The 23,495-nt window shown below is 74.2% G+C and carries 15 protein-coding genes; 6 read left to right on the plus strand and 9 right to left on the minus strand.

What is annotated here, in order from left to right:
• The first annotated feature begins 61 nt into the window (after positions 1 to 61).
• On the plus strand, positions 62 to 1,459 hold the full coding sequence (locus ACN20G_RS01200) for a flavin monoamine oxidase family protein (RefSeq protein WP_424210811.1): 1,398 nt from the start codon (positions 62 to 64) through the stop codon (positions 1,457 to 1,459).
• A gap of 132 nt (positions 1,460 to 1,591) precedes the next feature.
• Positions 1,592 to 2,650 (plus strand): VWA domain-containing protein, encoded by a 1,059-nt coding sequence (locus ACN20G_RS01205; RefSeq protein WP_424210812.1) that lies wholly within the window; start codon positions 1,592 to 1,594, stop codon positions 2,648 to 2,650.
• A gap of 21 nt (positions 2,651 to 2,671) precedes the next feature.
• Here ACN20G_RS01205 and ACN20G_RS01210 read toward each other — a convergent pair whose 3' ends face one another.
• Together ACN20G_RS01210 and ACN20G_RS01215 are read right to left on the minus strand one after the other, a co-directional pair.
• Entirely contained in the window at positions 2,672 to 3,256 is a 585-nt protein-coding gene (locus tag ACN20G_RS01210) for a TetR/AcrR family transcriptional regulator (protein ID WP_424210813.1), read from the minus strand.
• 31 nt (positions 3,257 to 3,287) lie between these two features.
• A complete protein-coding gene (locus ACN20G_RS01215) occupies positions 3,288 to 3,686 on the minus strand; it encodes a PPOX class F420-dependent oxidoreductase (RefSeq protein ID WP_424210814.1) in 399 nt (132 codons plus the stop codon).
• Between the two features lie 253 nt (positions 3,687 to 3,939).
• On the opposite strand from ACN20G_RS01215, the gene ACN20G_RS01220 reads away from it, so the two are divergent.
• Positions 3,940 to 4,503: a DUF4142 domain-containing protein gene (locus tag ACN20G_RS01220; protein WP_424210815.1), complete on the plus strand. Its 564-nt coding sequence runs from the start codon at positions 3,940 to 3,942 to the stop codon at positions 4,501 to 4,503.
• An 84-nt stretch (positions 4,504 to 4,587) separates the two neighbouring features.
• Here ACN20G_RS01220 and ACN20G_RS01225 read toward each other — a convergent pair whose 3' ends face one another.
• Positions 4,588 to 5,328 (minus strand): SOS response-associated peptidase, encoded by a 741-nt coding sequence (locus ACN20G_RS01225; RefSeq protein WP_424210816.1) that lies wholly within the window; start codon positions 5,326 to 5,328, stop codon positions 4,588 to 4,590.
• Between the two features lie 162 nt (positions 5,329 to 5,490).
• On the opposite strand from ACN20G_RS01225, the gene ACN20G_RS01230 reads away from it, so the two are divergent.
• Positions 5,491 to 5,655, plus strand: a complete 165-nt coding sequence (locus ACN20G_RS01230; protein ID WP_424210817.1) for a hypothetical protein — start codon at positions 5,491 to 5,493, stop codon at positions 5,653 to 5,655.
• 185 nt (positions 5,656 to 5,840) lie between these two features.
• Positions 5,841 to 6,641: an acetylglutamate kinase gene (gene argB / locus ACN20G_RS01235; RefSeq protein WP_424215320.1), complete on the plus strand. Its 801-nt coding sequence runs from the start codon at positions 5,841 to 5,843 to the stop codon at positions 6,639 to 6,641.
• 77 nt (positions 6,642 to 6,718) lie between these two features.
• On the opposite strand, the gene ACN20G_RS01240 is transcribed toward argB, so the two are convergent.
• From ACN20G_RS01240 to ACN20G_RS01255, 4 genes are all read right to left on the minus strand, one after another.
• Positions 6,719 to 7,222: a GNAT family N-acetyltransferase gene (locus ACN20G_RS01240; protein WP_424210818.1), complete on the minus strand. Its 504-nt coding sequence runs from the start codon at positions 7,220 to 7,222 to the stop codon at positions 6,719 to 6,721.
• Positions 7,223 to 7,376: 154 nt separating this feature from the next.
• On the minus strand, positions 7,377 to 7,565 hold the full coding sequence (locus ACN20G_RS01245) for a hypothetical protein (RefSeq protein ID WP_424210819.1): 189 nt from the start codon (positions 7,563 to 7,565) through the stop codon (positions 7,377 to 7,379).
• Entirely contained in the window at positions 7,562 to 9,142 is a 1,581-nt protein-coding gene (locus tag ACN20G_RS01250; RefSeq protein ID WP_424210820.1) for an amidohydrolase, read from the minus strand. The genes ACN20G_RS01245 and ACN20G_RS01250 overlap by 4 nt, the downstream gene beginning before the upstream one ends.
• Positions 9,143 to 9,154: 12 nt before the next feature.
• Positions 9,155 to 9,367, minus strand: a complete 213-nt coding sequence (locus tag ACN20G_RS01255; RefSeq protein ID WP_424210821.1) for an MbtH family protein — start codon at positions 9,365 to 9,367, stop codon at positions 9,155 to 9,157.
• A gap of 229 nt (positions 9,368 to 9,596) precedes the next feature.
• Here ACN20G_RS01255 and ACN20G_RS01260 point away from each other — a divergent pair, with 229 nt between their 5' ends.
• Complete coding sequence (locus ACN20G_RS01260; protein ID WP_424210822.1) at positions 9,597 to 10,688, plus strand: alpha/beta hydrolase-fold protein; 1,092 nt, start codon at positions 9,597 to 9,599, stop codon at positions 10,686 to 10,688.
• Positions 10,689 to 10,797: 109 nt separating this feature from the next.
• Here the strand turns inward: ACN20G_RS01260 and ACN20G_RS01265 are convergent, their stop codons facing one another.
• Together ACN20G_RS01265 and ACN20G_RS01270 are read right to left on the minus strand one after the other, a co-directional pair.
• Positions 10,798 to 12,501, minus strand: coding sequence for an ABC transporter ATP-binding protein (locus ACN20G_RS01265; RefSeq protein ID WP_424210823.1), 1,704 nt, complete (start codon positions 12,499 to 12,501; stop codon positions 10,798 to 10,800).
• On the minus strand, positions 12,488 to 23,446 hold the full coding sequence (locus ACN20G_RS01270; RefSeq protein ID WP_424210824.1) for an amino acid adenylation domain-containing protein: 10,959 nt from the start codon (positions 23,444 to 23,446) through the stop codon (positions 12,488 to 12,490). The genes ACN20G_RS01265 and ACN20G_RS01270 overlap by 14 nt, the downstream gene beginning before the upstream one ends.
• Positions 23,447 to 23,495 lie beyond the last annotated feature (49 nt).

The raw sequence follows: 23,495 nt of genomic DNA on the forward strand, positions 1-23,495 counted from the left end.
CCTCGAGGCCCACCGCCCGGTGGGCCTCCTCGCCACCACAACGGGGGAGACGAGAATGAAGATGACGAGCAGAAACACCTCACGGCGCGGGGTCCTGAAGTTCGCCGGCGCCGGCCTTCTGACGGGCGCGCTGGGCATCTCCGGCGCCGGGGTCGCGCGGGCCGCGGAAGACGTCCTCTGGGACGCCGTCGTCGTCGGCGCGGGCTACGCCGGGGTCACGGCCGCCCGCGAGCTGGCGGCGCGCGGCCTGAACACGGTGATCCTCGAGGCCCGTGACCGGGTCGGCGGCCGGATCCACACGAGCGATTTCGCGGGCACGCAGGTCGAGCTGGGCGGCGGCTGGTTCGGCCCCGGGCAGCACCTCGTGGAGCGCGAGCTGGCCCGCTACCACATCGCGACCACCCCGGACGTCTCGCCCACCGTGGCCGTGATGCCGGGTACGAACGGGTTCACCCAGGGCGCCCCGGCGGACGTGTTCAGCCGACTGGGCGCGCTGTTCACCGAGTTCTACCGGGGTTCGGAGGTGTGGTTCGAGCGCCCCTCGGACCCGCTGTTCCGCGCGGACCTGCTCCGTGACGTGGACCGGCTGTCGCTGGCCGACCGAATAGGCCAGATGACCCTGTCGCCGGTCGAGCACGGCTGGGTGGCCGGGTCCACGGCGCCGTTCGCGGGCGGGAACGCGGGCGGCGGGTTCACCGGGCTCGCCCAGTGGTACCAGTTGGCGGGCGGCACCTACGACGCCTTCCACGCGACGATGAGCCTGAAGCCGGCCGGCGGCATGATCTCGGTGCTCCAGGCCATGCTGAACGAGTCCCGGGTGCCGGTGCGGTTGAACTCCGCCGTCACCGCCGTCACGCAGAGCACCACGGGCCTGACCTCGGTCCGCACCGCCGACGGCCGCACCCACCGCGCGCGCGTGGTCGTCATGGCGACCCCGGTGAACACCTGGCGCACCGTCGACTTCCGGCCCGGCCTGCCGACCGCCCACGCGGACGCCAGCCGCGAGGGCGTCGGCGTGCCGCACGCCACGAAGCTGTGGCTGCGGGTGCGCGGCGGTTCCGAGGCGGTCTACGCGCAGGACGTCGAATCGGGCCCGATCCAGATGCTGATGCCGCAGCAGCAGCTGTCCGACGGCCGCATGTACGTGGCCTTCTCCTCGCCCGGCCTCGACGTGACGAACCAGGCCGCGGTGGCCGCGGCCGTCCACGCCCTGATCCCCGGTGGCACCCTGGTCGGGTACCGGGTCACCGAGTGGGCCAAGGACCCGTGGGCCAAGGGTGGTTGGGGTCTGCGTCGGCCGGGTCAGCTGCTGCGTCAGCTGCCGGCGGTGCAGCAGCCGCACGGGCACGTGGTCTTCGCCGGTTCGGACATCGCCAGCGGCTGGTACGGGGCCTTCGTCGAGGGCGCCCTGGAGTCCGGTTTCCGGGCCGCCGACCAGGCCCTGGCCCTGGCCGGCTGAGCGGTCCCGACGGACCGACGCCCCGGATCGCGTGACGGCGCCCGGTGACCCGCTCGGGTCACCGGGCGCTGTCAGTGGCCCCGCCTACTGTCGTGGACATCGCTCGGGAAGCCGATCAAGGGGAGCCGCCGCATGTCCGCGCAGAAGATCAAGCACAAGGTCAACCACGTCGCCCTGGTCGTGGACTCCTCCGGGTCCATGCGGCCGCACGAGTCCCAACTGGTGCGCGTGGTGGACGAGTTCGTCAAGGGTCTGAAGGCCGAGTCGGACAGCCTGGGGCACGAGACCCGGATCAGCCTGTACTCCTTCGACCACCACGTCGAGAACCTGGTGTGGGACATGGACGTGAAGCACCTGCCGTCCATGCGCGGGCTGTACCGGGTGAACAACGGGGCGACGGCCCTCATCGAGGCATCGGTGAAGTCCCTGGAGGACCTCGGGCACATCTGGGAGGAGTACGGCGAGCACAGCTTCCTCCAGATCGTCGTCACGGACGGCGAGGAGAACGCCTCCGGCGGGGACCGGCGGCACGACGGGGACATGGCGATCCTGGGGCCCTGGCTGGAGCGGATCACGGCCAAGCTGGGCGCCCTGCCGGAGCACTGGACCTCGGCGATCCTCGTCCCCAACTCCCTGGCCAAGCGCACGGCGCAGAACTACGGGTTCCCGGCCGGCAACATCGCGGTCTGGGACGCCGATTCGCACCAGGGCGTCGAGGAGGCGATCGGCACCGTCCGGGCCGCGGCCACGGGCTTCCTGCGGGGCCGCGAGCAGGGCGTGCGGGGCACGAAGAACCTGTTCGCGGTCGGTCAGGACCTGTCGGTGGACGACGTGCGGGCCACCCTGGAGCCGGTGCCGGTGGACCGCTACCGGCTGCTGAAGGTGGACCGGGAGATCGCGATCCGCGAGTTCGTCGACTCCCACCCGGGTGTGACGTACCAGCGGGGCTCCTGCTACTACCGGCTCGGTTCGCGGGTGGCGGTGCAGGCGGACAAGGAGGTCGTGGTGGTCGAGAAGGACACCGACCGCGCGTACACCGGCGACGCGGCCCGTGACCTGCTGTTCGGCACGGGGGTGCGGGGCACGGTCGCGGTGAAGGCGGGCCACAACCCGAAGCTGGAGGTCTACGTGCAGAGCCGGTCGGTGAACCGCAAGCTGAAGGCCGACACCCGTCTGCTGATCATGATGTGAGCGCGCGGGCGCGACGGGGCCTCACGGACTCTGTCGCAGGGCCGCCAGCTCGACGTCGACGGCGCCGCGCACCAGCTCCCGCGCGTGCTCGATCCGCGTCCCACCGCTGAGCCAGCGCATGCTGAGCCCCTCCAGCAGGCCGGTGAGGCGTTCCGCCGAGGCCGCCAGCGCGGAGGCCGGGGCGGTGGGGTGCACGTTGCCCAGCAGGGCGGCGACCTCCTGCACCCACACCAGGGTGGCCCGGGCCAGGTCCTCGCGCAGGACCTCGTCGAAGACGGCGCTGGCCCGCAGTTCACCCCAGGCCGTGCTGTTCTCCCGCACCTCCGCGGTGTCCTGCAACTCCAGCAGGAGGGTCTCCTCCAGCTCCTCGCGCGCGCTCGCGGGCGGCGCGCCCGGAGCGCGGGCGGTGGTGTACCGCTCGGCGCGGTCGCTGATGAACTCCAGGGTCCGGCGCAGCACCCCGGTGCGGTCCTTGAAGTGGTAGTAGACGAGGGCGGTGGACACCCCGGCCTCGGCCGCGAGCTCCTCCACCCGCAGCCCGCGCACCCCGCGCCGGGCGATGACCCGGGCGGCCGCTTCCAGGATCAGGGTGCTGCGGGATGCCATGGCGGCACTCTACCGGGCCGGGGCCCTGGGCTCAGATGCGGCCGACGACCTTGCGGGCGCGGACCCGGACGACCACGCGCGTGTCGTCGTCCTTGGAGGCCGGGTTGAAGTCGGCGTAGTCCTTGCCGGTGTACTTCCGGGACAGCGCGTCGATCAGCTCGGGGCCGCCCTCGGTGGTCATCTCCACCGTGCCGCGCACCTCGGCGTAGGTGTAGGGGGCGGCGGGCGGGTTGATCAGCACGGTCACCCGCGGGTCGCGGCGCAGGTTGGTCTCCTTGCGGCGGCCGACGGTGGTGGAGAACAGCAGGTCCTCGCCGTCGCGGGTGATCCAGACGACGGAGAGCTGCGGGCTGCCGTCGGGCTGGATCGTGGCGACGGTGGCGAAGGGGTGTTCGTCGTCGATGTACTGCTTGAGTGCGTCGGAGAGCACGACACGGGCTCCAAATCGTTGACGGGAAAACCATCTGTCTCTTCCGCCACCGTAGGCCACCGGGACCGCCCGATCACCGCCGCGCGCCACCCGGACGGGGGGCGGCCGGTCGCACGGGGCGCACGACCGGAGCGCGCGGGCGGGCACGAGCGCCCGCGCGCTCCGGTGGGCACCCTTGAGCCGTGCGGAACGGGGTAGGCGCCGCCGGGGCCCGGCACCCGTCGGGCCCGGTCCCGCACGAAGGGAACCCGTCATGAACCGCACCCGCCCGATCCGCGCCCGTGTCCTGGGCACGATGGCCGCCGCCTTCCTCGCGGCCGGCCCCCTGCTGGTCTCCGCCCCCGCGTGGGCCGCGAACGACGCCGACCGCGCCTTCGTGGTCGAGGTCCACCAGGGCAACCTCTTCGAGATCCAGGCCGGTCAGGACGCCGCGAAGCGCGGCGGCACCGACTGCGTACGCCAGGCCGGCGCCAGGATCGCCGCCGACCACCGCAAGCTCGACGCCGACGTGACGGCCCTGGCCCGCAAGATCGACGTCACCTTGCCCACCACCCCCTCGGACCAGGCCCGGGACACCCTGACCGAGCTCCGCGACACCGACGGCGCCGGCTACGACGCGCTCTGGGTCTCCACCCAGGTCACGGCGCACGAGGACACCCTCAAGGCCATCGACGCCCGCGTGGCCGCGAACACCGACCCGGCCGTGACGGCCGCCGCGAAGAAGGCCCGCCCGGTGGTGGCCGCCCACCTCGCCATGCTGGACAACGGCGCCTGCACCCCGATGAACATGCCCAGCGCCCCGGCCATGCAGCATTGACTCACGCCGCACCAAATCAAGACGCTACACGGCCCGTCGCCGCACGTCGGCGGAGGCGGGCTGATCGTCGTTCACGGGGTGGGCTCAGGGGTCCTCGGAGGTCGGGGTCACGAGGTGGGGGCCGTTGTTGCGGACGTTGTTGACCTCGGTGGAGACCGGGGTGACCGTGAGGCGGCCCGCCCCCGGGGTGCGCAGGAGGGCGCGCAGGGCCGCCGGGTCCGCGGGGTTCGGGTCGAGCCACTCGGCGTAGTCGGCCGGGTCCAGGGCCAGGGGCATGCGGGGGTGAACGCGGCCGGCGCGGTCGGTGGCCTCGGTGGTGATGATCGTGGCCGTGGTCAGCCAGGCGGCCGGGTCCCCGTCGTCGGGGACGGAGGGGTCGCGCCAGAACTCGTACAGTCCGGCCATCGCCAGTACCCCCGCGCCCTCGGGGCGGATGAAGTACGGCCGTTTGTGGGCCTTGACGGAGCCCTCGGCGGGCACGGTCACCCATTCGTAGAAGCCGTCGGCGGGCAGCAGGCAGCGGCGGCGGGCGAAGGCGCGGCGGAAGGCGGGCTTCTCGTGCACCGTCTCCACCCGCGCGTTGATCATCCGCGCGCCCACCGAGGGGTCCTTGGCCCACGAGGGCACCAGTCCCCACCGTACCGACCGCAGCCGGCGGGCCGGCTCGCCGGTGTCCCGGTCGGCCCGCTCCAGGACCGCCCACACCGGGTCGGTCGGGGCCACGTTCCACGAGGGTCCGGGGGCCTGGTCCCGGAGCTCGGGTTCGGCGGCGAAGAGGCCCGCGAGGTCCTCGGGGGCGCGGGAGGAGGCGTATCGACCGCACATCCTTCCACTGTGCCGGCCGGGGCGGCCCGGCGCCGGGTGGGCGGGCCGGGCGGGCGGCCGTCGCGCCGACTTCCGTTCGGGATACTTAGGTTAGGCTAAGCTGACTGCGCACGGACGCGCCGTCGTTCGACGCGCGCCGGCGGGGAGGGGGACGAGAAGAGCATGGACCTGCCCACGCCTCGCCCGCGCCCCGTGTTCGACGCCTCCATCCCGCCACGCCCGCACGCCCGATGGGCCCTCGTCACCCCCCGCGCGGCCCTGCCGATCCACGCCGTGCGCGGCCGCTCCACCGAGCCCTCGTCGCACGGCGCCCGCGGGAATCCGTGAACACCACGAGAGAACGGAAGAACATGACCGTACGGGTCTCGGCGGCCGGTACCGGCGGCCACGCCGGCGGGGAACCGCGCCTCCCCCTTCTCACGCGTCCCGACCTCGCGACCGCCCCGGGCGATCTGCCCTGGCCGGCGGAGCTCCAAGGGCGCACGGTCGTGGTCAAGTTCGGCGGCAACGCCATGGTGGACCCCGCCCTCCACCGCACCTTCGCCCAGGACGTGGTGGAGCTGTGGCAGGCGGGCCTGCACCCCGTCGTCGTGCACGGCGGCGGGCCGCAGATCAGCGCCCTGCTCGACCGACTGGGCCTGGAGACCCGGTTCGAGGCCGGATTGCGGGTCACCACGCCCGAGATCATGGACGTGGTCCGGATGGTGCTGACCGGCCGGGTGCAGCGCGAGCTGGTCGGGGCCATCAACGCCCACGGGCCCTTCGCGGTGGGCCTCTCGGGCGAGGACGCGCACACCATGACCGCCGTCCGCAGGCCCGCGTGGGTGGACGGCCGGCCGGTGGACATCGGACTGGTCGGCGACATCGTCGGGGTGGAGACGGGCATGCTCCGCGGCCTGCTGGAACAGGGCCGCATCCCCGTGGTCTCCCCCGTCGCGCACGGCGCGGACGGCGAGGTCTACAACGTCAACGCCGACCTCGCGGCCTCGGCCCTCGCCGTGGCCCTGGGCGCGGACCGGCTGGTGGTCATGACCGACGTGGAGGGCCTGTACGCGGACTGGCCGCGCAGCACGGAGGTCGTCGAGCGACTGACCGCCGACCGGCTGGACGCCCTGCTGCCGACGCTGTCGAGCGGGATGCTGCCCAAGATGGAGGGCTGCCTGAAGGCGGTGCGCGGAGGTGTCGGACGGGCCCGGGTCATCGACGGGCGGGTGCCCCACGCGTTGCTGCGCGGGGTGCTCTCCGAGGAGGGTCCGGGCACCACGGTGGTGGCGCAGGAGAGCCGGACCGTCGAACTGGCCGCCGGTTCCTGAGATGTGACGGTGCGCCAGGGCCTCCGTCGCCGGTTCGCGCTCCGGCGGCGGGGGCCTCTCGCTGCCTTCGGGCCTCGCTACATGGCGCGGGCCAGCACCCGCGCCCCGCGTCCCGGGAGCAGGGTCCGGGTCCAGGCGGTCGGGGCCTCGTGGGGGCGTTCGCCGGTGAAGCCGTGTCGCAGGAAGAGTCGGCCGCTGCCCGTGGTCGCGGTGAACAGGGTGGTCAGGGAACGGGCGCGGGCGCGGGCGAAGGCCGCGTGCAGGAGTCGTGCGCCCATGCCCGAGCCCTGGCGGTGCGGGGCGACGCAGAAGTTGTACAGCACTCCCGCGTCCCCGTATTCGCCGAGCGCCAGGCAGCCTTCGAGCCGGCCGTCCGGGCCGTGGGCGAGGAGGAACTCGTGGGCGTGCGCGAGGTAGAGGGACAGGGGGCGTTCGCGCAGGGCGCCCGCGCGGGCGAAGGGGCGGGACAGGGCGGCGACGGCGGGCCCGTCCGTGCGGCGCGCGGGGCGCAGGGTGAACGCGAACTCCTGGGTTCGGCTCGGCGATTCGGGAGTTCGGGGCAGCAGCGTGGCCGTGGTCACGGGGTTCCTTCCTCGGTGCACCGTTGCCGGGCGTGGGGGGGGTGTCGGTCGAACTCCCGGGTGGGGCCGCGGGCTCGTCCACCCCGAGGACCGATCGAACTTAGGGTACCCTTACTTACCCGAATGCTCCAACCACCACCCCCCGCGCGACCCCCTACGCGCAGGCTCGGCCCGGGTATTCCCCGGTCTGCGGCGCCCCGCTGCCGATCATCAGGCGCAGGACCTCGCCGAGCGCCGGTTCGTCCAGGTCCACCGGCACGTTGTACTCCAGGTCGAACACGAGGGTCTCCCCCGCGTCGGCGTGCCAGACCACCCAGCTCGGGGGTACGTCGGTCGCGATCACGGCTTTCCCGCCTCCCATGACTGTCGCCCGTCCACCCAGGTGGACAGGACCTCGATGTCCGCGATCCGGGAGGTCTCCACCCGGCGCGGGTCGTCCCCGAGGACGACGAGATCGGCCCGCTTGCCCGGGGCGAGGCCGCCGATCTCGTCCTCCCGGTGACAGGCGTGGGCCCCCGCCGCGGTGTAGGCGTACAGGGCCTCGTCCACGGTGATCGCCTCGTCCGGCCCGATCGACGCGCCGGAGGCCGAGGCCCGTTCCACCATGAACTGGACGCCCCGCAGGGGCGCGCCGTCGGTGACGGGCCGGTCGGAGCTGCCGACCAGCGCGATCCCGTGGTCCAGGAAGGCCCGACCCCGGTACATCCAGCCCGCGCGTTCCTCGCCCATCACCCGCGCGTAGTCGTCCCCGAAGGAGTGCAGGAAGGTGGGTTGGACCACGGCGGCCACGCCGAGGGCGGCGAACCTGGGGAGTTGGTCGGGGCGGATCAGCCCGGCGTGTTCGATCCGGTGCCGCGCCCCGGGGCGGGGTCGCAGCCGCTGGGCCCGTTCCAGCGCGTCGAGCGCGAGGTCGGCGGCGCGGTCCCCGATGGCGTGGACGGCGAGCTGCCAGCCGGCGAGGTGGCCGTCCACGATGAGTTCGGTCAGGGCCTCCGGGTCGTCCTGCAACTGCCCGGTCCCCCCGGTGCCCTCGTAGGGGGCGGTGAGGGCGGCGGTGCGGGCCATCATGCCGCCGTCGGTGTAGATCTTGAGCGCGCCCAGGGAGAGCCACGCGTCGCCGAAGCCGGTGCGCATCCCCAGGTCCAGGGCGCGGCGCAGGCCGTCGCGGTGGTGGGCGGCGCGCGGGCGGAGCGTGTCCCCGGCGGCCATGAGCCGCACGCGCAGCGGCAGTCGGCCCTCGTCCCGCAGTCGCTGGTAGGCCCCGATCTCGACCGGGCTGTGGCCGAGCAGGCCGCCGCCGACCCCGGCCTCGGCGACCGCCGTCACCCCTTCGGCGAGGCAGGCGCGGGCGGCGCGTTCCACGGCGTCGGCGATGTCGGCCTGCGCGTAGGGCAGGCGCAGGGCGCGCGCCGCCGTCATGGCGCCCTCGGCCAGGAAGCCGTCCCGGTGCGGGAGGTCGGCGGGCAGCAGGTCCAGGACGGCGGTGTTGACGACGCAGCCGTGGCCGGAGTCGTGCACGAGGAAGACCTTGCGGCCGTGGGCGACGGATTCGAGTTCGGCCGCGGTCAGGTGCCGGCCCAGGGCCCGCTGGTCGTAGCCCATGACGTCCACCCAGTCGCCGGGCGCGCCGGCGTTGGCGGTGGCGCGGGAGACGACCGCGAGCACGTCCTCGACGCGGGTGCAGGGGGCGACGCTCGGGGCGTTCGCCTTCAGCCCGGTCCAGGCCAGGTGGACGTGGCTGTCGATGAACCCGGGGAGCACGGTGGCCCCGTCCAGGTCGACGACCTCGCGGGCGGGCAGGGAGGTCACCGCCTCGTCCAGGCCCACGATCCGGCCGCGCCAGACGCCCAGGTCACGGGCGACCGGGCGGTCGGGATCCATGGTGATGATGTTGGCGTTCGTCAGCCGTGTGCACAGCATGGCCGGGTCCGGTCAGCCGTCGACGGCCTCGGCGAGGGAACGGGGGCGCAGGTCGGTCCAGTGGGTCTCGACGTACTCCAGGCATGCCTCGCGGGTGGTCTCGGCGAGGGCGACGGTCCAGCCGCCGGGGACCTCGGCGAAGGCGGGCCAGAGGGAGTGCTGCCCCTCGTCGTTCACCAGGACCAGGAAGCGGCCGTCGGCGTCGTCGAACGGGTTGGTGCTCATGCGGGGGTTCCTCCTGGAGCCTGCGGAGCGCGGGGTGTCACGCGCGGCGCACGGATCGGGAATGGGATCTGGCAAGGGGATCTGGCAACGAAAGCGGCTCAACACTTAGGTTAGGCTCCCCTAATTGTAGACCCTACTGGTTTTCCCTCCGCCCTCACAAGGAGACTTCGATGCGCGCATCCGCGCGGGACCGCGCCTCTGCCCCCGCGTACCGGCGAGGAGTTCGGCCGTGACCGAGAACCCCTTCGCCCCCTTCCTCCCGGACCCGACCGCCGAGCCCGGCACCGACGCCTTCTGGGCCGCCGCCCCGGGGCCGGTGTCCGTGCCGGCCGCCGACGGCGGCTGGCGCACCCTGTTCCTGTGGCGCGGCGCGCCGGCCGCGATCGAGTTCGAGGGCCGGTCCGAGCTCACGGCGATGCTCCGGTGGGGGGAGACGGACTGCTGGTACGCCGTGGTCCCCATGCCGCCGCGGCTGCGGATCACCTACCGCTTCCGGGCCGAGGGGCTGACGTACGCCGACCCGTTCAACCCGGTCGGGGTCGGCGGTGAACGCTCCCTCGCCGCCACCCCCGACGCGCCCCCGCAGCCGCACTGGCCGGTGGTGGGCCCCGAGGACGTGCTGCCCCTGCCGCGCGTCCGGGTCCGCTGGACCTCGGCCCGGCTCGGCGGGCGGCGCACCGTGCGGGTGCACCCGGTGGCGGGCGGCGGGCCGGTGGTGCTGCTGCTCGACGGGGACGACTGGCTGCACCTGCACCCGGCGGTGACCGCGTTCGACGCGGCCGCGGCCGCCGGTGAGCTGCCCCCGGTGACGCTGGTGTTCGTGCCGGCCAAGGACCGCGACGCCGAGTTCGGGTGCCGGCCGGAGCTGTGGGAGGCGATCCGGGACGAGCTGCTGCCGCTGGTCGCGCAGAGCGGGGCGCCGGTCGACACCGACCGGGTCGTGGTCGCCGGGCAGAGCCTGGGCGGGCTCAGCGCCCTGTACGCGGCCCTGGAGTTCCCGGGGCTGCTCTCCGGGGTGGCCTGCCAGTCGGGCTCGTTCTGGTGGACCCCGAACGCCGCCGAGCTGCCGGACCCCTTGGGCGGACCGGTCGGCGGCGCCCTGGCCGCCCGGCTGGCCCGGCGGCCCGACCTCTCCGGTCTGCGCGTGGCCTTCGACCTCGGCGAGCACGAGCCGCGGATGCACCCGCACGGCGAACTCGTGGAGTCCCTGACCGAGAAGGCCGGCGCCACCGTCCGGGTCTCCCGCTCCCCCGCCGGGCACGACCGGGCCGGCTGGCGGCACGCCCTGCTCCGGGACGTGGCCTGGGCCCTCGACGCGTAGGCGCCGACGCGGGAAGCGCGAAGAGACGCAAAGAGAGAGGGGGCCGGGCCCGGACGCGAGCGTCCGGACCCGGCCCCCTCTCGTTCACGGGGTCACCGGCGGCGGGCCGTCAGCGGGTGACCGCCAGGGCGTACGCCTCGTCGGAGGCCAACAGCCCCCGGTGGGTGCCCTCCGCCGCGACCACGCCCTCGTCGAGCACGAGGACCCGGTCGGCGGCGTCGAGCAGCGCGGGGCTGCTCGTGATCACGACGGTGGTGCGGCCCCGGCGCAGGTCCGCGACCCGGCGCGCCACGAGCTGTTCGGTGACGGCGTCCACGGCCGTGGTCGGGTCGCGCAGCACCAGCACCTCGGTGTCGGCGGCCAGGGCGCGGGCCAGGGAGAGCCGCTGGCGCTGCCCCCCGGAGAGGTTCGCCCCCCGGTCGCGGACCTCGTGGTCCAGTCCCTCGCGGTGCAGGGCGACCACGTCGGTGAGCATGGACGCCTCCACGGCCTCCGCGAGCAGGGCGCTGGTGCCCGAGGGGTCGATGTTGGACCGCAGCGTGCCCGCGAAGATCTCCCCGTCGTACGGGTTGACCAGCATGTGCTCGCGGACCGCGGCCACCGACAGCTCCGTGAGCCGCCGTTCGCCGACCCGCACCTCGCCCTCGTACGCCTCCGGCGGCACCGACAGGGCCAGGATCGAGGCGAGTTCCGCCGCCGCCCTCGGCTGGTAGGCGGCGATGGCCGTGAACTGCCCGGCCGGGACCTCGAACCGCACCCCGCGCAGGGATCCGTAGCGCACCCCGTCCACGGCGAGGCCCGCGCCCGGGGCCGGGTGCTCCTCGCCGCCCTCGGCCACCGGCGGCGCGGACAGCACCAGGGCCATCCGCTCCGCCGAGGCGCGCGCCATCATCACGTACTTCGGCATGTCCGAGAACAGCCGCAGCGGCTCCATGATGAACTGCGCCAGGCCCACGGCCATGACCAGTTCGCCGATGCCGATGCGCCCCTCGAAGGCCAGCCACCCGGCCGTCAGGGTGACGGCCGCCGCCAGGGTCGCGTTCAGGGCCAGGGCGGTGCCCGCGTAGACCCCGTTGACCCGCGCGACCACCACCGACTGGTCCCGGGCCTCGGCACTGACCTTCCGGTACGAGCGGAAGGCCGCGTGGTTGCCGCCGAAGCCGTGCAGCGGGCGCAGGCCGGTGATCAGGTCGGCGACCTTCGCCCCGGCCCGCGCCACCCGGGCCTGCTGTTCCTTGGTGCTGCTGCCGATCCGCTTGGACAGCACGCTCAGCACCGACAGGATCGCGACGGTGCCGACCATGACCAGCAGGCCGAGCCGCAGGTCGGCCAGGCCGAGCGCGATCGCGGCGATCAGCACCGCTACCGAGGAGCTGATCAGCATGGGCACGACCTCGACGATGTCGGCGGTCTGGTCGGCGTCCTCGGTGGCGATGGTCAGCACCTCGCCGGACTTCAGCCCGGTGTCCCGGGCCACCGGTTGCAGGCCGCAGGCCGCGACCCGCACCCGCCACCGGTGGGCCTCGGTGGTGTTGGCCTTCTGCAGGATGCGCATCCCGAACCGCCACGACAGGGACACCGTCGTGATGATCACGGCCAGCGCCCCGATCGCCAGGGCCAGGGAGAGGGGGCTCCGGTCCCGCAGCGTGTGGTCGACGATCAGACCGAGCGCGATGGGGAAGGAGGTCTCGGCGGCCTGGTACAGGCCCATGAGGACGGTGCCCCCCGCCATCGCGCCGGCGTTGCGGCGGATGGCGGTGCGCAGGATGTCCGATCCCGGCCGGGGGGATCGCTGGGGGTCAGGAGTTGTCATCGATGTGGCGCGCAATCGCTTCCGGGGTGCGGAGGGTGAACAGGTCGCGGATGGTGATCAGGGGACCGAACTCCCGGCGCAGGAGTCCGACCAGACGTACGGCCAGCATGGAGTGTCCGCCCAGCGAGAGGAAGTCGCCCACGGCGCTCACCTCGTCCTCGTCCAGGTCCAGGGTCTCCGCGAAGTACTCGCAGACCACGGTCTCGGTCTCGGTCTCCGGGCCGCGCTCGCCGTCGGTGAGCAGGGCGCCGAGCGGCTTGGGCTCGGGCAGGGCCTTGGTGTCGGCCTTGCCGTTCACGGTGAGCGGGATGGCGTCGACCTCGGCGTAGTGCGTCGGGCGCAGGAAGTCCGGCAGGCCCGCGCCCACCTCGGCGGCCACGGTCGCCAGGTCGGCCCCGTCCAGGACGAGGTAGGCGGCCAGTCGGTGGGCGCCGTCGACCTGGGGGTCGGGCTGGGCGACGGCGGCCGTGAAGCGCACCGCGGGGTGCGCGACGAACGCGGCCTCGACCTCGCCGAGCTCGACCCGGTGGCCCCGGATCTTGACCTGCTGGTCGGTGCGGCCCAGGTACGTGAGGTTGCCGTCGGGGCGCCGGATCACGAGGTCGCCGGTGCGGTACATGCGCTCGCCGGGGGCCCCGAACGGGGAGGCCACGAACCGGTGGGCGGTCTGGGCGCTCTGCCCCAGGTAGCCGCGGGCGATGCCGACGCCCGAGACGTACAGCTCGCCGGGGGCGCCGTCCGGCAGCGGTCGCAGCCACGGGTCGAGCACGAACACCTCGGTGTTGTCGATGGGCACGCCCACCACCGGGTCCTCGCATTCGAAGGTGCCGACGCCGAGGGTGTTGATGGTGTACTCGGTGGGCCCGTACAGGTTGTAGCCGACCGTGCCCTCCGTGTCGGCGAGGCGCCGCCACAGGGTGGGGGTGACGGCCTCGCCGCCGAGCAGCACCAGCGCGGGGCGCCGGGCGGGGTCGTCGAGGAGTCCCTCGGCGACGAGCTGCTGGGCGTAGGTGGGGGTCACGTTGATCACGTCGATCCCGTGCTCCGCGCAGTACTCGACCAGGCGCGGGGCGTCGCGGCGCAGTTCCTCGTCGCAGATGTGCACCTCGTGGCCGTCGGCGAGCCACAGCAGCTCCTCCCACGACATGTCGAAGGCGAAGGAGACGGTGTGGGCGATGCGGAAGACCCGGTCGCCGTGTTCGGCCAGCACCGGCTCGAAGATCCGGCGCTGGTGGTTGATCAGCATGTTGGTGAGGCCCGCGTACTCGGTCACCACGCCCTTGGGGCGGCCGGTGGATCCGGAGGTGTAGATGGTGTAGGCGGGGTGTCGCAGCCGGTCCGGGTCGCCGGGGGCGAAGGTGGTGACCGGCGCGGCCGGGGGCAGCGGGCGGTCCAGTTCGATCAGGTCGCCGGTGAGGCGGTGGGAGACACCGCTGACGGTGAGGATCAGGTCCGGGCGGGCGTCCTCGACGATGGCGGCGATCCGCTCGTCCGGGTGGTCCAGTTCCAGCGGCACGTACGCGGCCCCGGTGCGCAGCACGGCGAACAGGGCGACGATCCACTCCGGGGTGCGGGGGACGGCCAGGCCGACGGTCCGTTCGGGGCGCACGCCCCGGGCCGCGAGCACCCCGGCCAGGGCCCGGCTGCGGTCGCGGAGTTCGCCGAAGGTCATGGCGCGGCCGTGGGAGACGAGGGCGGTGCGCTCGGGGAAGCGGTCCGCCGCGCGGTCGAAGCGGTCCACGACGGTGTCGGTGCCGATCTCGGTGCGGTCCTCGGGGGCGGCGGGCCGGCCGAGGCCCGGCAGGGCGCCCAGCGGGCCGTCGGCGTCGGCGAGGGCCTCCAGGACGCGCACGTAGTCGTCGAGGAGGAGGCGGGCGCGGTCGGCGTCCCCGTGGCGGTGCTCCAGCTTGATCGTGAGCCGGTCGCCGGGGGTGACCACCCAGGTGAACGGGTAGTGCGTGGAGTCGTCGGCCTTGACGGCGGTGATGCCGTGGCGGGCGTTCATGCGGCCGAAGGCGTCCATGTCCAGGAAGTTCTGGAGCACGAACAGGTTGTCGAAGAGGGCTTCGTGGCCGGCGGCGCGCTGGATCTCGCCGAGGCCGAGGTGTTCGTGTTCCATGGCCTCGACCCGGGCGGACTGCACCCGCGCCAGGTACTCCCCGACGGTGTCCCGGGCCCCGGCCCTGGTCCAGGTGGGCACGGTGTTGAGGAGCACGCCGACGATCTCGGACAGGCCCTCGCCGTCGCGGCCGGAGACGGTGACGCCGAACACGGCGTCGGAGCGGCCGGTGTGGGCGCCCAGGAACAGGCCGAAGGCGCCGGTGAGCACGGAGTTCAGGGTGACCCCGTGCCGCTTGGCGGCGTCCCGCAGGCGGGTGGAGCGGTCGGTGGAGAGGGTGAGCACGCGGGCGGGCGGCAGGTCCTCGGTGAGGACGGGGGCCGGGCCGGCGAGCAGGGTGGGGCCGGGGAGTTCAGCGAGGTGTTCGGCCCAGAAGCGCTCCGAGAGGGCCTGGTCCTTGGCGGCGAGCCGGCGGGCGTGGTCCTCGAAGCGGGGCTCGGCCTCCGCGTGGGAGGGCCGTTCGCCGGCGAGGACGGCCTCGTAGGCGGCGAACAGGTCGCGCAGCACGATCTCGCGGGACCAGCCGTCCCACAGCAGCAGGTGGTAGCTGAGCAGCAGCCCGTCACGGTCGTCGGGCAGCCGGACCACGGTCAGGCGGACCAGCGGCGGCGCGGTCAGGTCGAAGCCGGTGTTGCGGTCGCGCACGCGCAGCGCCTCGACCTCGGAGGCGTCGGCGACCTCGACGGTGTGCACGTCGACGCGCCGGCCGGCCTTGAGGGTCTGCACGGGGTCGCCGTCCTCGCCGGTGGCGAAGCCGGCGCCGACCACGGGGTGGCGGGCGATGACCGCGGCCATGGCCTCGGCGAGGGCGGCGGTGTCCAGGCGGCGGTCGAAGGCGAACCAGTTCTGCGCCACGTAGTGCCCGGTGGAGCCGGCCAGTTGGGCCTGGAAGTACAGGCCGCGCTGGAGCGGGGTGACGGGGGCGACGCGCTCGGCGGTGACGGCCGCGTCCGCGACGGTCTCCAGGGCGCGCAGCCAGTGGGCGGTGATCTCGTCGGGGATCTCCTCGGCGAGGGTGAACTCGGCGTGCAGGGCGCCGGTGGCCCGGTCGGTCCAGGCGTTGACCTCGACGGCGTAGGGGCTGCCCTGGTCGCCGCCGGTGATCCGCGGGACCTCGGACTCCGAGCCGCGGCCCAGGTAGTTGAAGAGGACCTGGGGGCGGGCGGTCAGCAGGGGCGCCGTCTGCGGGTTGAGGTAGCGCAGTCGGCCGTAGCCCACGTGCCCGGCGTCGTCGGTCCGGCGGGCGGTGAGCTCGCGGGCGGCGGCGACGGGGTCGGTGTGGGCGCCGAGCCGGACGGGGGCGATGGCGGTGAACCAGCCGACCGTGCGGGTGTAGTCGTGGTGTTCGGCCTCGGGGACGCGTCCGTGCCGTTCCAGTTCGACGGCGAGGTCGGCGGGTTCGGCCTGGATCCGGGTGAGGGCCGCGCGCAGGGCGCCGCAGAGGAGTTCGGTCAGGTCGAGGCCGAGGGCGGCGGGCGCGGTGCGGGTCACCAGGTCGGCGACGAGCGGCGGCAGCACGACGGTCCGCTCGCGCGGGGCGCCGACGGCGGGCAGCAGCGGCGGGGCCTGGAGGGTGTGGATCCAGTGCCCGAGGTCGGCGGTGTCTGCTCCGGCCCGCAGGGCGAGGGCCTCGGCGTACTCGGCGTAGGAGGTGGTCGGCGGGGCGATCTCCTCTCCGCGCAGGGCGGCGGCGATGTCGTCCAGCAGGATCAGCCAGGAGACGGCGTCGACCGCGAGGTGGTGCGCGGTGATCACGAGGGTGTCGGCGGCGGGCAGGTGGGTGAGGACGAGCAGCCGGCCGGTCTCGGGGTCGAGGTGGTCGGCGGCCGCGTCGGCCGCGGCCTGGGCGTCGCCGGTGTCGGCGCGCAGGACGAGGGTCTCGCGGGCCGGTCCGACGTTCAGGGTCCACACGCCGTGCTCGGTGCGCAGGCGGGTGCGCAGGGCCGGGTGGGCGGCGGCCAGGGCGTCGGCGGCCCGGCGGACCTCGGCGGTGGTCGTGCCCGGGGCCAGTTCCGTGGTCCTGGCCTGCGCGAACCGGGCGAGGGAGCCGCCCAGGGCGCGCTGGCGCAGGATGATCGGGGTGGGTTGGACGGGTCCGTCGGCGCGGCGCGCGGGCGCGGTCGCGGGGGCGGTGGCCTGGCTGGTGGCGGGCAGGTGCTCGGCGAGGGCCCGGGGGGTCTTGCGCAGGAACACCTCGCGCGGGGAGATCGCCAGGCCGAGCGCGCGGGCGCGGTTGACCAGGGTGATCGCGACGATGCTGTCGCCGCCGGCCGCGAAGAAGTCGGTGTCGGCGTGGGCCCCGGGCTCGCCCAGGACCTCGGCGAAGACGCCGACGAGCGCGGGCACGGCGGACCCGGCAGCCGCGGGGACGCCGGGCCCGGTGCTGTCGGGCGCGGTGCTGTCGGGCAGGGTCTCGTCCTCGGCGGCGCGCGCGGCCAGGGCCTTGCGGTCCAGCTTGCCGTTGACGGTGAGCGGCAGGGCGTCGGTGGTCAGGACCCGGCCGGGGACCATGTGCACGGGCAGCCGGGCGGCCAGGCGCACGGGCAGGTCGGCGGGGGCCCGGCCCACGACGTGGGCGACGAGGTGGTCGCCGCTGTCGGCGACCGTGACGGCCGCGTCGACGATCCCGTCGAGTTCCCGGATCGCGGCCTCGACCTCGCCGAGTTCGATGCGGAAGCCCTTGAGCTGCACCTGGTCGTCGGCGCGGCCGACGAACTCCAGCTCCCCGTCGAGGGTGCGCACGGCGAGGTCGCCCGTGTGGTACATGCGGGAGCCGTCGTCGGCGAAGGGGTTGGCGACGAAGCGGCCGGCGGTCAGGCCGGGGCGGCCCAGGTAGCCGAGGGCCAGTTGGTCGCCGGTGACGTAGATGGCGCCGACCCGGCCCGGGGCGACCGGGCGCAGTGCGTCGTCGAGGAGGTGGGTGACCAGGCCGGGGATGGGTCCGCCGATGGGGCTGACGTCGCCGCCGGCGAAGTCCTCGGCGGTCAGCACCCGGTGGGTGACGTGCACGGTGGTCTCGGTGATCCCGTACATGTTGACCAGTTCGGGGGTGTCGACGCCGTGGCGTTCCACCCAGCCGCGCAGCCGACCCAGGTCCAGGGCCTCGCCGCCGAAGATCACGCGGCGCAGGGCGGGCAGCGGTTCGCCGGCGTGCCGGTCGGCCTCGATGAACCGGTTGAAGGCGGAGGGGGTCTGGTTGAGGACGGTGACCCCGCGCTCGCGGACCAGGCGGTGGAAGTCCACCGGGGAGCGGGTCAGCGCGTAGTCGGGGACCAGCAGTTCCGCCCCGTGGACGAGGGCGCCCCACAGTTCCCAGACCGCGAAGTCGAAGGAGTAGGAGTGGAACTGGACCCACACGTCGTGCGGGCCGAACTCCATGTCCGGGCGGGTGTTGGCGAGGAGGGTGACCACGCTGGAGTGCGGCACGACCACGCCCTTGGGGCGGCCGGTGGAGCCGGAGGTGTAGATGACGTACGCCGGGTCCTCCCAGGCCGCGGCGGGCGCGGGTGCCTGGGCGTCCGCCGTGGGGAGGTCCTCGCCCTGGACCAGGACGCGGGCGGCGACGCCGGCGCGGTCCAGCAGGGCGGTGAAGCGTTCGCGCTGGTCGGGGGCGACCACGACGACCTGCGGGGCGGAGTCGGCGAGCACGTACTCCAGGCGCTCGTCGGGGTAGGCCATGTCGAGCGGCACGTAGGCGCCGCCGGCGCTGACGACGGCCACGAGCGCGACGACCTGCTCGATGGTGCGGGGGACGGCGACGGCCACCCGGCGGCCCGGGCGGACCCCGGCCGCGCGCAGGGCGCCGGCCAGGGCGTCCTTGGCCTCGGCGAGTTCGCCGTAGGTCAGCGAGCGGCTGCCGCCGTCGAGGGCGCACTGGGTGACGGCGGTCGCGGCCGGCCGGCGGGCGGCGGCCTCGTCGAAGAGTTCGGCGAGGGTGGTCGGGGCGATCGGGTCGGGGGTGCGGACGGAGCGCGCGGCGAGTTCGGCCGCGGGGGTGTCGGGGTGGGTCAGCAGGCCGGCGAGGATCCGGGTGAAGCGGTCGAGGAGGTCCCGGGCGGTGCTCTCCCGGAGCAGGGCGGAGTCGTGGATGAGGTTGAAGCTAGGGCGGCCGTCGGGGTCGCGTTCGACCACGAGGGTCAGCGGGTAGTGCGGGGCGCCCTCGTTGACGAGGTCGCCGATCACGAGGCTGTCCCCGGGCCGGCGCAGGGCGTCGAGGTCGGTGGCCACGTCGAAGACCACCAGGGTGTCGAAGAGCGAGCCGACGCCGGCCCGGCGGCCGATGCGGGCCAGCGAGACGTGCTGGTGCGGCAGGACGGCGCCCTGGTGTTCGCGGACGGCGGCCAGGAGTTCGCGGCCGGTGTCCCGGTCGGTCCAGCGGGCGCGCAGCGGGACGGTGTTGATGAACAGGCCGACCATCTCCCCGATGCCCGGCACGTCGGCGTCGCGGCCGGAGACGGTGGAGCCGAAGACCACGTCGCGGGAGCCCAGGACGCCGCCCAGGGTCAGGGCCCAGGCGCTGTGCACGGCGACGCTCAGCGGCACGCCGGCGGCGCGGACGGCCGCGTCGAGGTCCTCGACGCCGGTGTCGGCGAGGTCGGCGGTGGTGTCGGCGAAGCGGTCCGAGGGGGTGTGGCCGGGGGCGACGAGGGAGGGGCCGGGCAGGTCGGCGAGTTCGGCGCCCCAGACCCGGTCGCTCTCCTCGGCGTCGCGGCCGGCGAGCCAGGTCACGTAGTCGGGGAAGCCGCCGCGCGGGTGGACGGTGCCGGGCGCGTGGTACTCGGCGAGCAGGGTGCGCAGCATCGGCGGCACGGACCAGCCGTCGGCGATGACGTGGTGGACGGTCTGCACCAGCACGTGGCGGTCGGGGGCGGTGTCGCGGAACAGGGTGAACCGCATCAGGGGGCCCGCGGCCAGGTCGAAGCCGGCGCGGCGGTCGCGTTCGGCGTGCTCGCGGATCTCGGTCTCGGTGACGCCGGGGCGGTCGAGCACGGTGAAGGGCGCGGTGACGCCGCTCTCCAGGACGGAGACCACCCGGCCGTCGGCGAGCGCCGTGAAGCGGGCCGCGAGGTTGGGGTAGAGGGCGAACAGGCGGGTCGCGGCGGCGGCGAGCCGCTCGGCGTCGAGGGCGCCCTCCAGCGTCAGCAGCTGTTGTTCGACGTAGCTGCCGGCGGAGTCCTCGTCGAAGACCGAGTGGAAGTACAGGCCCTCCTGGAGCGGGGTCAGGGGCAGCACGGCGCGCAGCTCGGGCCCGTCCAGGGCGTCCACGTCGGCCTGGGTGAGCGGCACGAGCGGGAAGTCGCCGGGCGTGTGGCCGCCCTCCTCCAGCGCGGCCAGCGCGGCGAGGGCCGCGCGGAAGTGGCCGCCGAGGGTGTCGATGTCCGCGTCGGTGAACATGCCCTCAGGCCAGGAGATCGTGGTGACGAGTTCGAAGGCGCCGCCGGCGGCGGGTTCGGCGATCGCGTTGAACTCCAGGGCGCGCTGGAGCCGCATGCGGGGGTCGCGCTTCTCGCCGAGCTGGCCGGTGGCCCCGGAGAGCTGCCAGTCGCCGGCGGCGCCGGCGTCGAAGCGGCCCAGGTAGTTGAAGAGCACCTGGGGGGCGGGGGTGTGGAACGCGGCGCCGGTCAGGTGGCGCAGGACGCCGTAGGAGAGGCCGTTGCCGGGGACGCGGGCGAGGTCCTCCTTGACCGCCTTGAGGGCGGCGGCGAGGTACGCGGGGTCGGTGAGGTCGGCGGCGGTGCCGGGGTCGACGGTCACCGGGAAGAGGGTGGTGAACCAGCCGACGGTGCGCGAGAGGTCCGGTTCGAGGCCGGCGCCGGCCGTGACGTGCCGGCCCTCGCGGCCGTGGCCCTCCAGTTCGACGTGGGCGAAGCTCTGTTCCTGTCCGCGGTCGCGGCGCCAGCGGGCGAGGGCGACGGCCAGCGCGGTCAGCAGCACGTCGTTGACGCCCGCGTGGAACTTGGCGGGGATCTCGCCGAGCAGGGCGGCGGTGACGGCGGCGTCGGCGGTGACGGTGGTGTGTCGTTCCCGCGCCACGGTGTCCTCGGGGGACAGCGGGCGGCGGCCGAGCAGGGCGTCGGGGCCGGGCAGCGGGCGGGACCAGTGGGCGCGGTCGGCCTCGAAGTCGGTGGTTTCGAGGAGCTGGGTCCAGCGGCGGAAGGAGGTGCCGACGGGGGCGGGTTCGACGGGGGCGCCCTCGCGGTGCCGGCGCCAACCGGCGGCGAGGTCTTCCATCAGCACGCGCCAGGACACGCCGTCGATGACCACGTGGTGGGCGACGAGGACGAGTTGGCGGGCCTCCCGGCGCCAGACGGCGCGCAGCATGACGCCGGCGTCGGGGTCCAGGCCCTCGCTCGCGAGGTCCACGCAGGCGTCGAGCGGGAGCCCGCTCTCCTGCCAGTGGGCGCGGGCCTCGTCGGCGGCGGGGATCTCGAAGCCCCAGTGCTCGCCGCGCACGAGGCGGGCGCGCAGCATGTCGTGGCGGGCCACGAGGGCGGTCAGGAGGGTGTCGAGGGCGTCGGCGGTGAGGTCCTCGGGGGTGTTGACCACGACGGACTGCACGAAGCCGTCGACGGCGTCGGTGGCCTCGCCGAGCCACCGCAGGATGGGCGAGCCGGTGACGGGGCCGGTGGGGACGTCCTCGTGGTCCACGCGACCCGCGTCCTCGCGGCTCGCGACGGCGGCCAGGGAGCCCAGGACACTGTGGGCGAAGATCTGTCCGGCGGTGACGTACAGGCCCTTCTCGCGCAGGGCGCTGAGCAGGGAGATGGCGAGGATGCTGTCGCCGCCGAGCTGGAAGAAGTCCTGCTCGACGCCGACCTCCGCCAGGCGGAGCACGGCGGCGGCGGCCGCGCACACGTCGCGTTCGGCGTCGGTGGCGGGTCGGACGAGAGTGCCGGTGACGATCTCGGGCTCGGGCAGGGCGCGCCGGTCCAGCTTGCCGTTGGGGGTGAGCGGGAACTCGGTCATGACCACGAGGTGGGCGGGCACCATGTACTCGACCATGTGCTCGACGGCCCATGTCTTGACCTGCTCGGCCCGCAGGTCGGGGGCGTCGGCGGCGGGGATCACGTAGCCGACGAGGTAGGTGCCGCCGGCGCTGTTCTTCTTGGCGACGACGCAGGTGTGTCGGACCCCGGGGTGTTCGGCGAGTCCGGCCTCGACGTCCTCCAGCTCCAGGCGCATGCCGCGGATCTTGACCTGGTTGTCGGCGCGGCCGAGGAAGTCCAGGGAGCCGTCGGGGGCGAAGCGGGCCAGGTCGCCGGTGCGGTAGAGCCGGGAGCCGTCGGCGGAGAAGGGGTCGGCCACGAACCGGGAGGCGGTCAGGCCGGGGGCGTTGACGTAGCCGCGGCCCAACAGGAAGCCGCCGACGTAGAGTTCACCGCCGACGCCGACGGGGACCGGGCGCAGTTCGTCGTCGAGCACGTACAGGCGGGTGTTGGGGTTGGCCTTGCCGATGGAGGTGGAGAGCCGTTCGGCCGCGCCGCGGTAGACGACGTGGGAGACGCCGATCGTGGTCTCGGCCGGGCCGTAGCCGTGGTACATCGGGACGCCGTCGAGCTTGACGCGGAAGCGCTCGTACAGCTCGGGGGTGAGGACCTCGCCGCCGCACCAGACGTGGCGCAGGCTGTCGAGGCGACCGGAGTCGCCGGCCATCTCCAGCAGGACGTCCAGCATGGAGGAGACGAGGTAGGTGAAGGTGACGCGCTGTTCGGCGATGACGCCGAGCAGGTGGTGCGGGTCGCGTTCGCCGCCGGGGCGCAGGACGACGAGGCGGCCGCCGCAGACGAGGGGGAGGAACACCTCGTTGATGGATATGTCGAAGGAGAGCGGGGCCTTGAACAGGGAGGCGTCGTCGTGGCCGAAGCCGAGGATCTCGTCGACCTGCCACAGCAGGCGTTCGCTGATGGCCTCGTGGCGGATCATGGCGCCCTTGGGGCGGCCGGTGGAGCCGGAGGTGAAGATGACGTAGGCCAGCGAGGTGCCGTGCACGCCGATCCCGGTGGGGTCGGTGGGGCGGGCGGCGTGGGCCCAGTGGTCGAGGTCGACGGCGACGGCGGGGGGTTCGGTGTCCTCGTGCGCGCCGGTGCGGTTGAGCTGGAGGACGACGCGGGCGTCCTTGACGACCACGGCGCGGCGGGCGGCGGGCCACTGCGGGTCGAGCGGCACGAAGGCGCCGCCGGCCTGGAGCACGGCGAGCAGGCCGAGGACCATCTCGGCGGAGCGGTCCAGGGAGATGCCGACGACCTGTTCGGCGGTCAGGCCGCGCGCGACGAGTTCGTGGGCGAGTTGGCGGGAGGTCTCGGCGGCCTCGCGGTAGGTGAGCGAGCGCCGCTCGTCGACGATGGCGATCGCGTCCGGCCGCAGGCGGGCCTGTTCGGCGAACATCTCCACGATGCTCGGCCGGACGCGATCGGCGTGGGTGTCGTTCCAGCGGGCCAGGGTGTCGAGTCGTTCGGCCGCGTCGGACGGGCCGATGGTCGAGACGGGCCGGTCGGGGAAGTCCGTGAGGTCGTCCAGCGCGCGCTGCGCGTCGGTGGGGTCGACGCCCTCGGGGACGGTGATGCCGATGCCGTCACCGGCGCCGGTTTCGGTGATCTCCCAACCGAGCGGCGCGCGGCCGCCGTTGTCGACCCAGGCGATCAGGTCGACGAACAGCGTGCCGGGGGCGAGGTCGAGGCCCTCCGGGCTCTGCCCCGTCGCCCAGTACGCCAGGCCGTGGGCACAGGCCCCGGCGAGGGTCCGGTCGGAGTGGCCCCCCGTGCGCCGGCGCACGTCGGCCAGGCGCGTGGGGGAAATCAGCACGAGACGAGCGCTCGGTTCCATCATCGATGACTCAACACCCTTCCAAGGTACGAAGGCTAGCCTAACTTAATTT

The organism is Streptomyces dryopteridis, from assembly GCF_049606955.1.
GTDB lineage: Bacteria > Actinomycetota > Actinomycetes > Streptomycetales > Streptomycetaceae > Streptomyces.

Coding starts and splice junctions, on each gene's coding strand:
- ACN20G_RS01200 (WP_424210811.1), top strand. CDS start 62: ATGACGAGCAGAAACACCTCACGGCGCGGGGTCCTGAAGTTCGCCGGC.
- ACN20G_RS01205 (WP_424210812.1), top strand. CDS start 1,592: ATGTCCGCGCAGAAGATCAAGCACAAGGTCAACCACGTCGCCCTGGTC.
- ACN20G_RS01210 (WP_424210813.1), bottom strand. CDS start 3,256: ATGGCATCCCGCAGCACCCTGATCCTGGAAGCGGCCGCCCGGGTCATC.
- ACN20G_RS01220 (WP_424210815.1), top strand. CDS start 3,940: ATGAACCGCACCCGCCCGATCCGCGCCCGTGTCCTGGGCACGATGGCC.
- ACN20G_RS01225 (WP_424210816.1), bottom strand. CDS start 5,328: ATGTGCGGTCGATACGCCTCCTCCCGCGCCCCCGAGGACCTCGCGGGC.
- ACN20G_RS01230 (WP_424210817.1), top strand. CDS start 5,491: ATGGACCTGCCCACGCCTCGCCCGCGCCCCGTGTTCGACGCCTCCATC.
- argB (WP_424215320.1), top strand. CDS start 5,841: ATGGTGGACCCCGCCCTCCACCGCACCTTCGCCCAGGACGTGGTGGAG.
- ACN20G_RS01250 (WP_424210820.1), bottom strand. CDS start 9,142: ATGCTGTGCACACGGCTGACGAACGCCAACATCATCACCATGGATCCC.
- ACN20G_RS01255 (WP_424210821.1), bottom strand. CDS start 9,367: ATGAGCACCAACCCGTTCGACGACGCCGACGGCCGCTTCCTGGTCCTG.
- ACN20G_RS01265 (WP_424210823.1), bottom strand. CDS start 12,501: ATGACAACTCCTGACCCCCAGCGATCCCCCCGGCCGGGATCGGACATC.
- ACN20G_RS01270 (WP_424210824.1), bottom strand. CDS start 23,446: ATGATGGAACCGAGCGCTCGTCTCGTGCTGATTTCCCCCACGCGCCTG.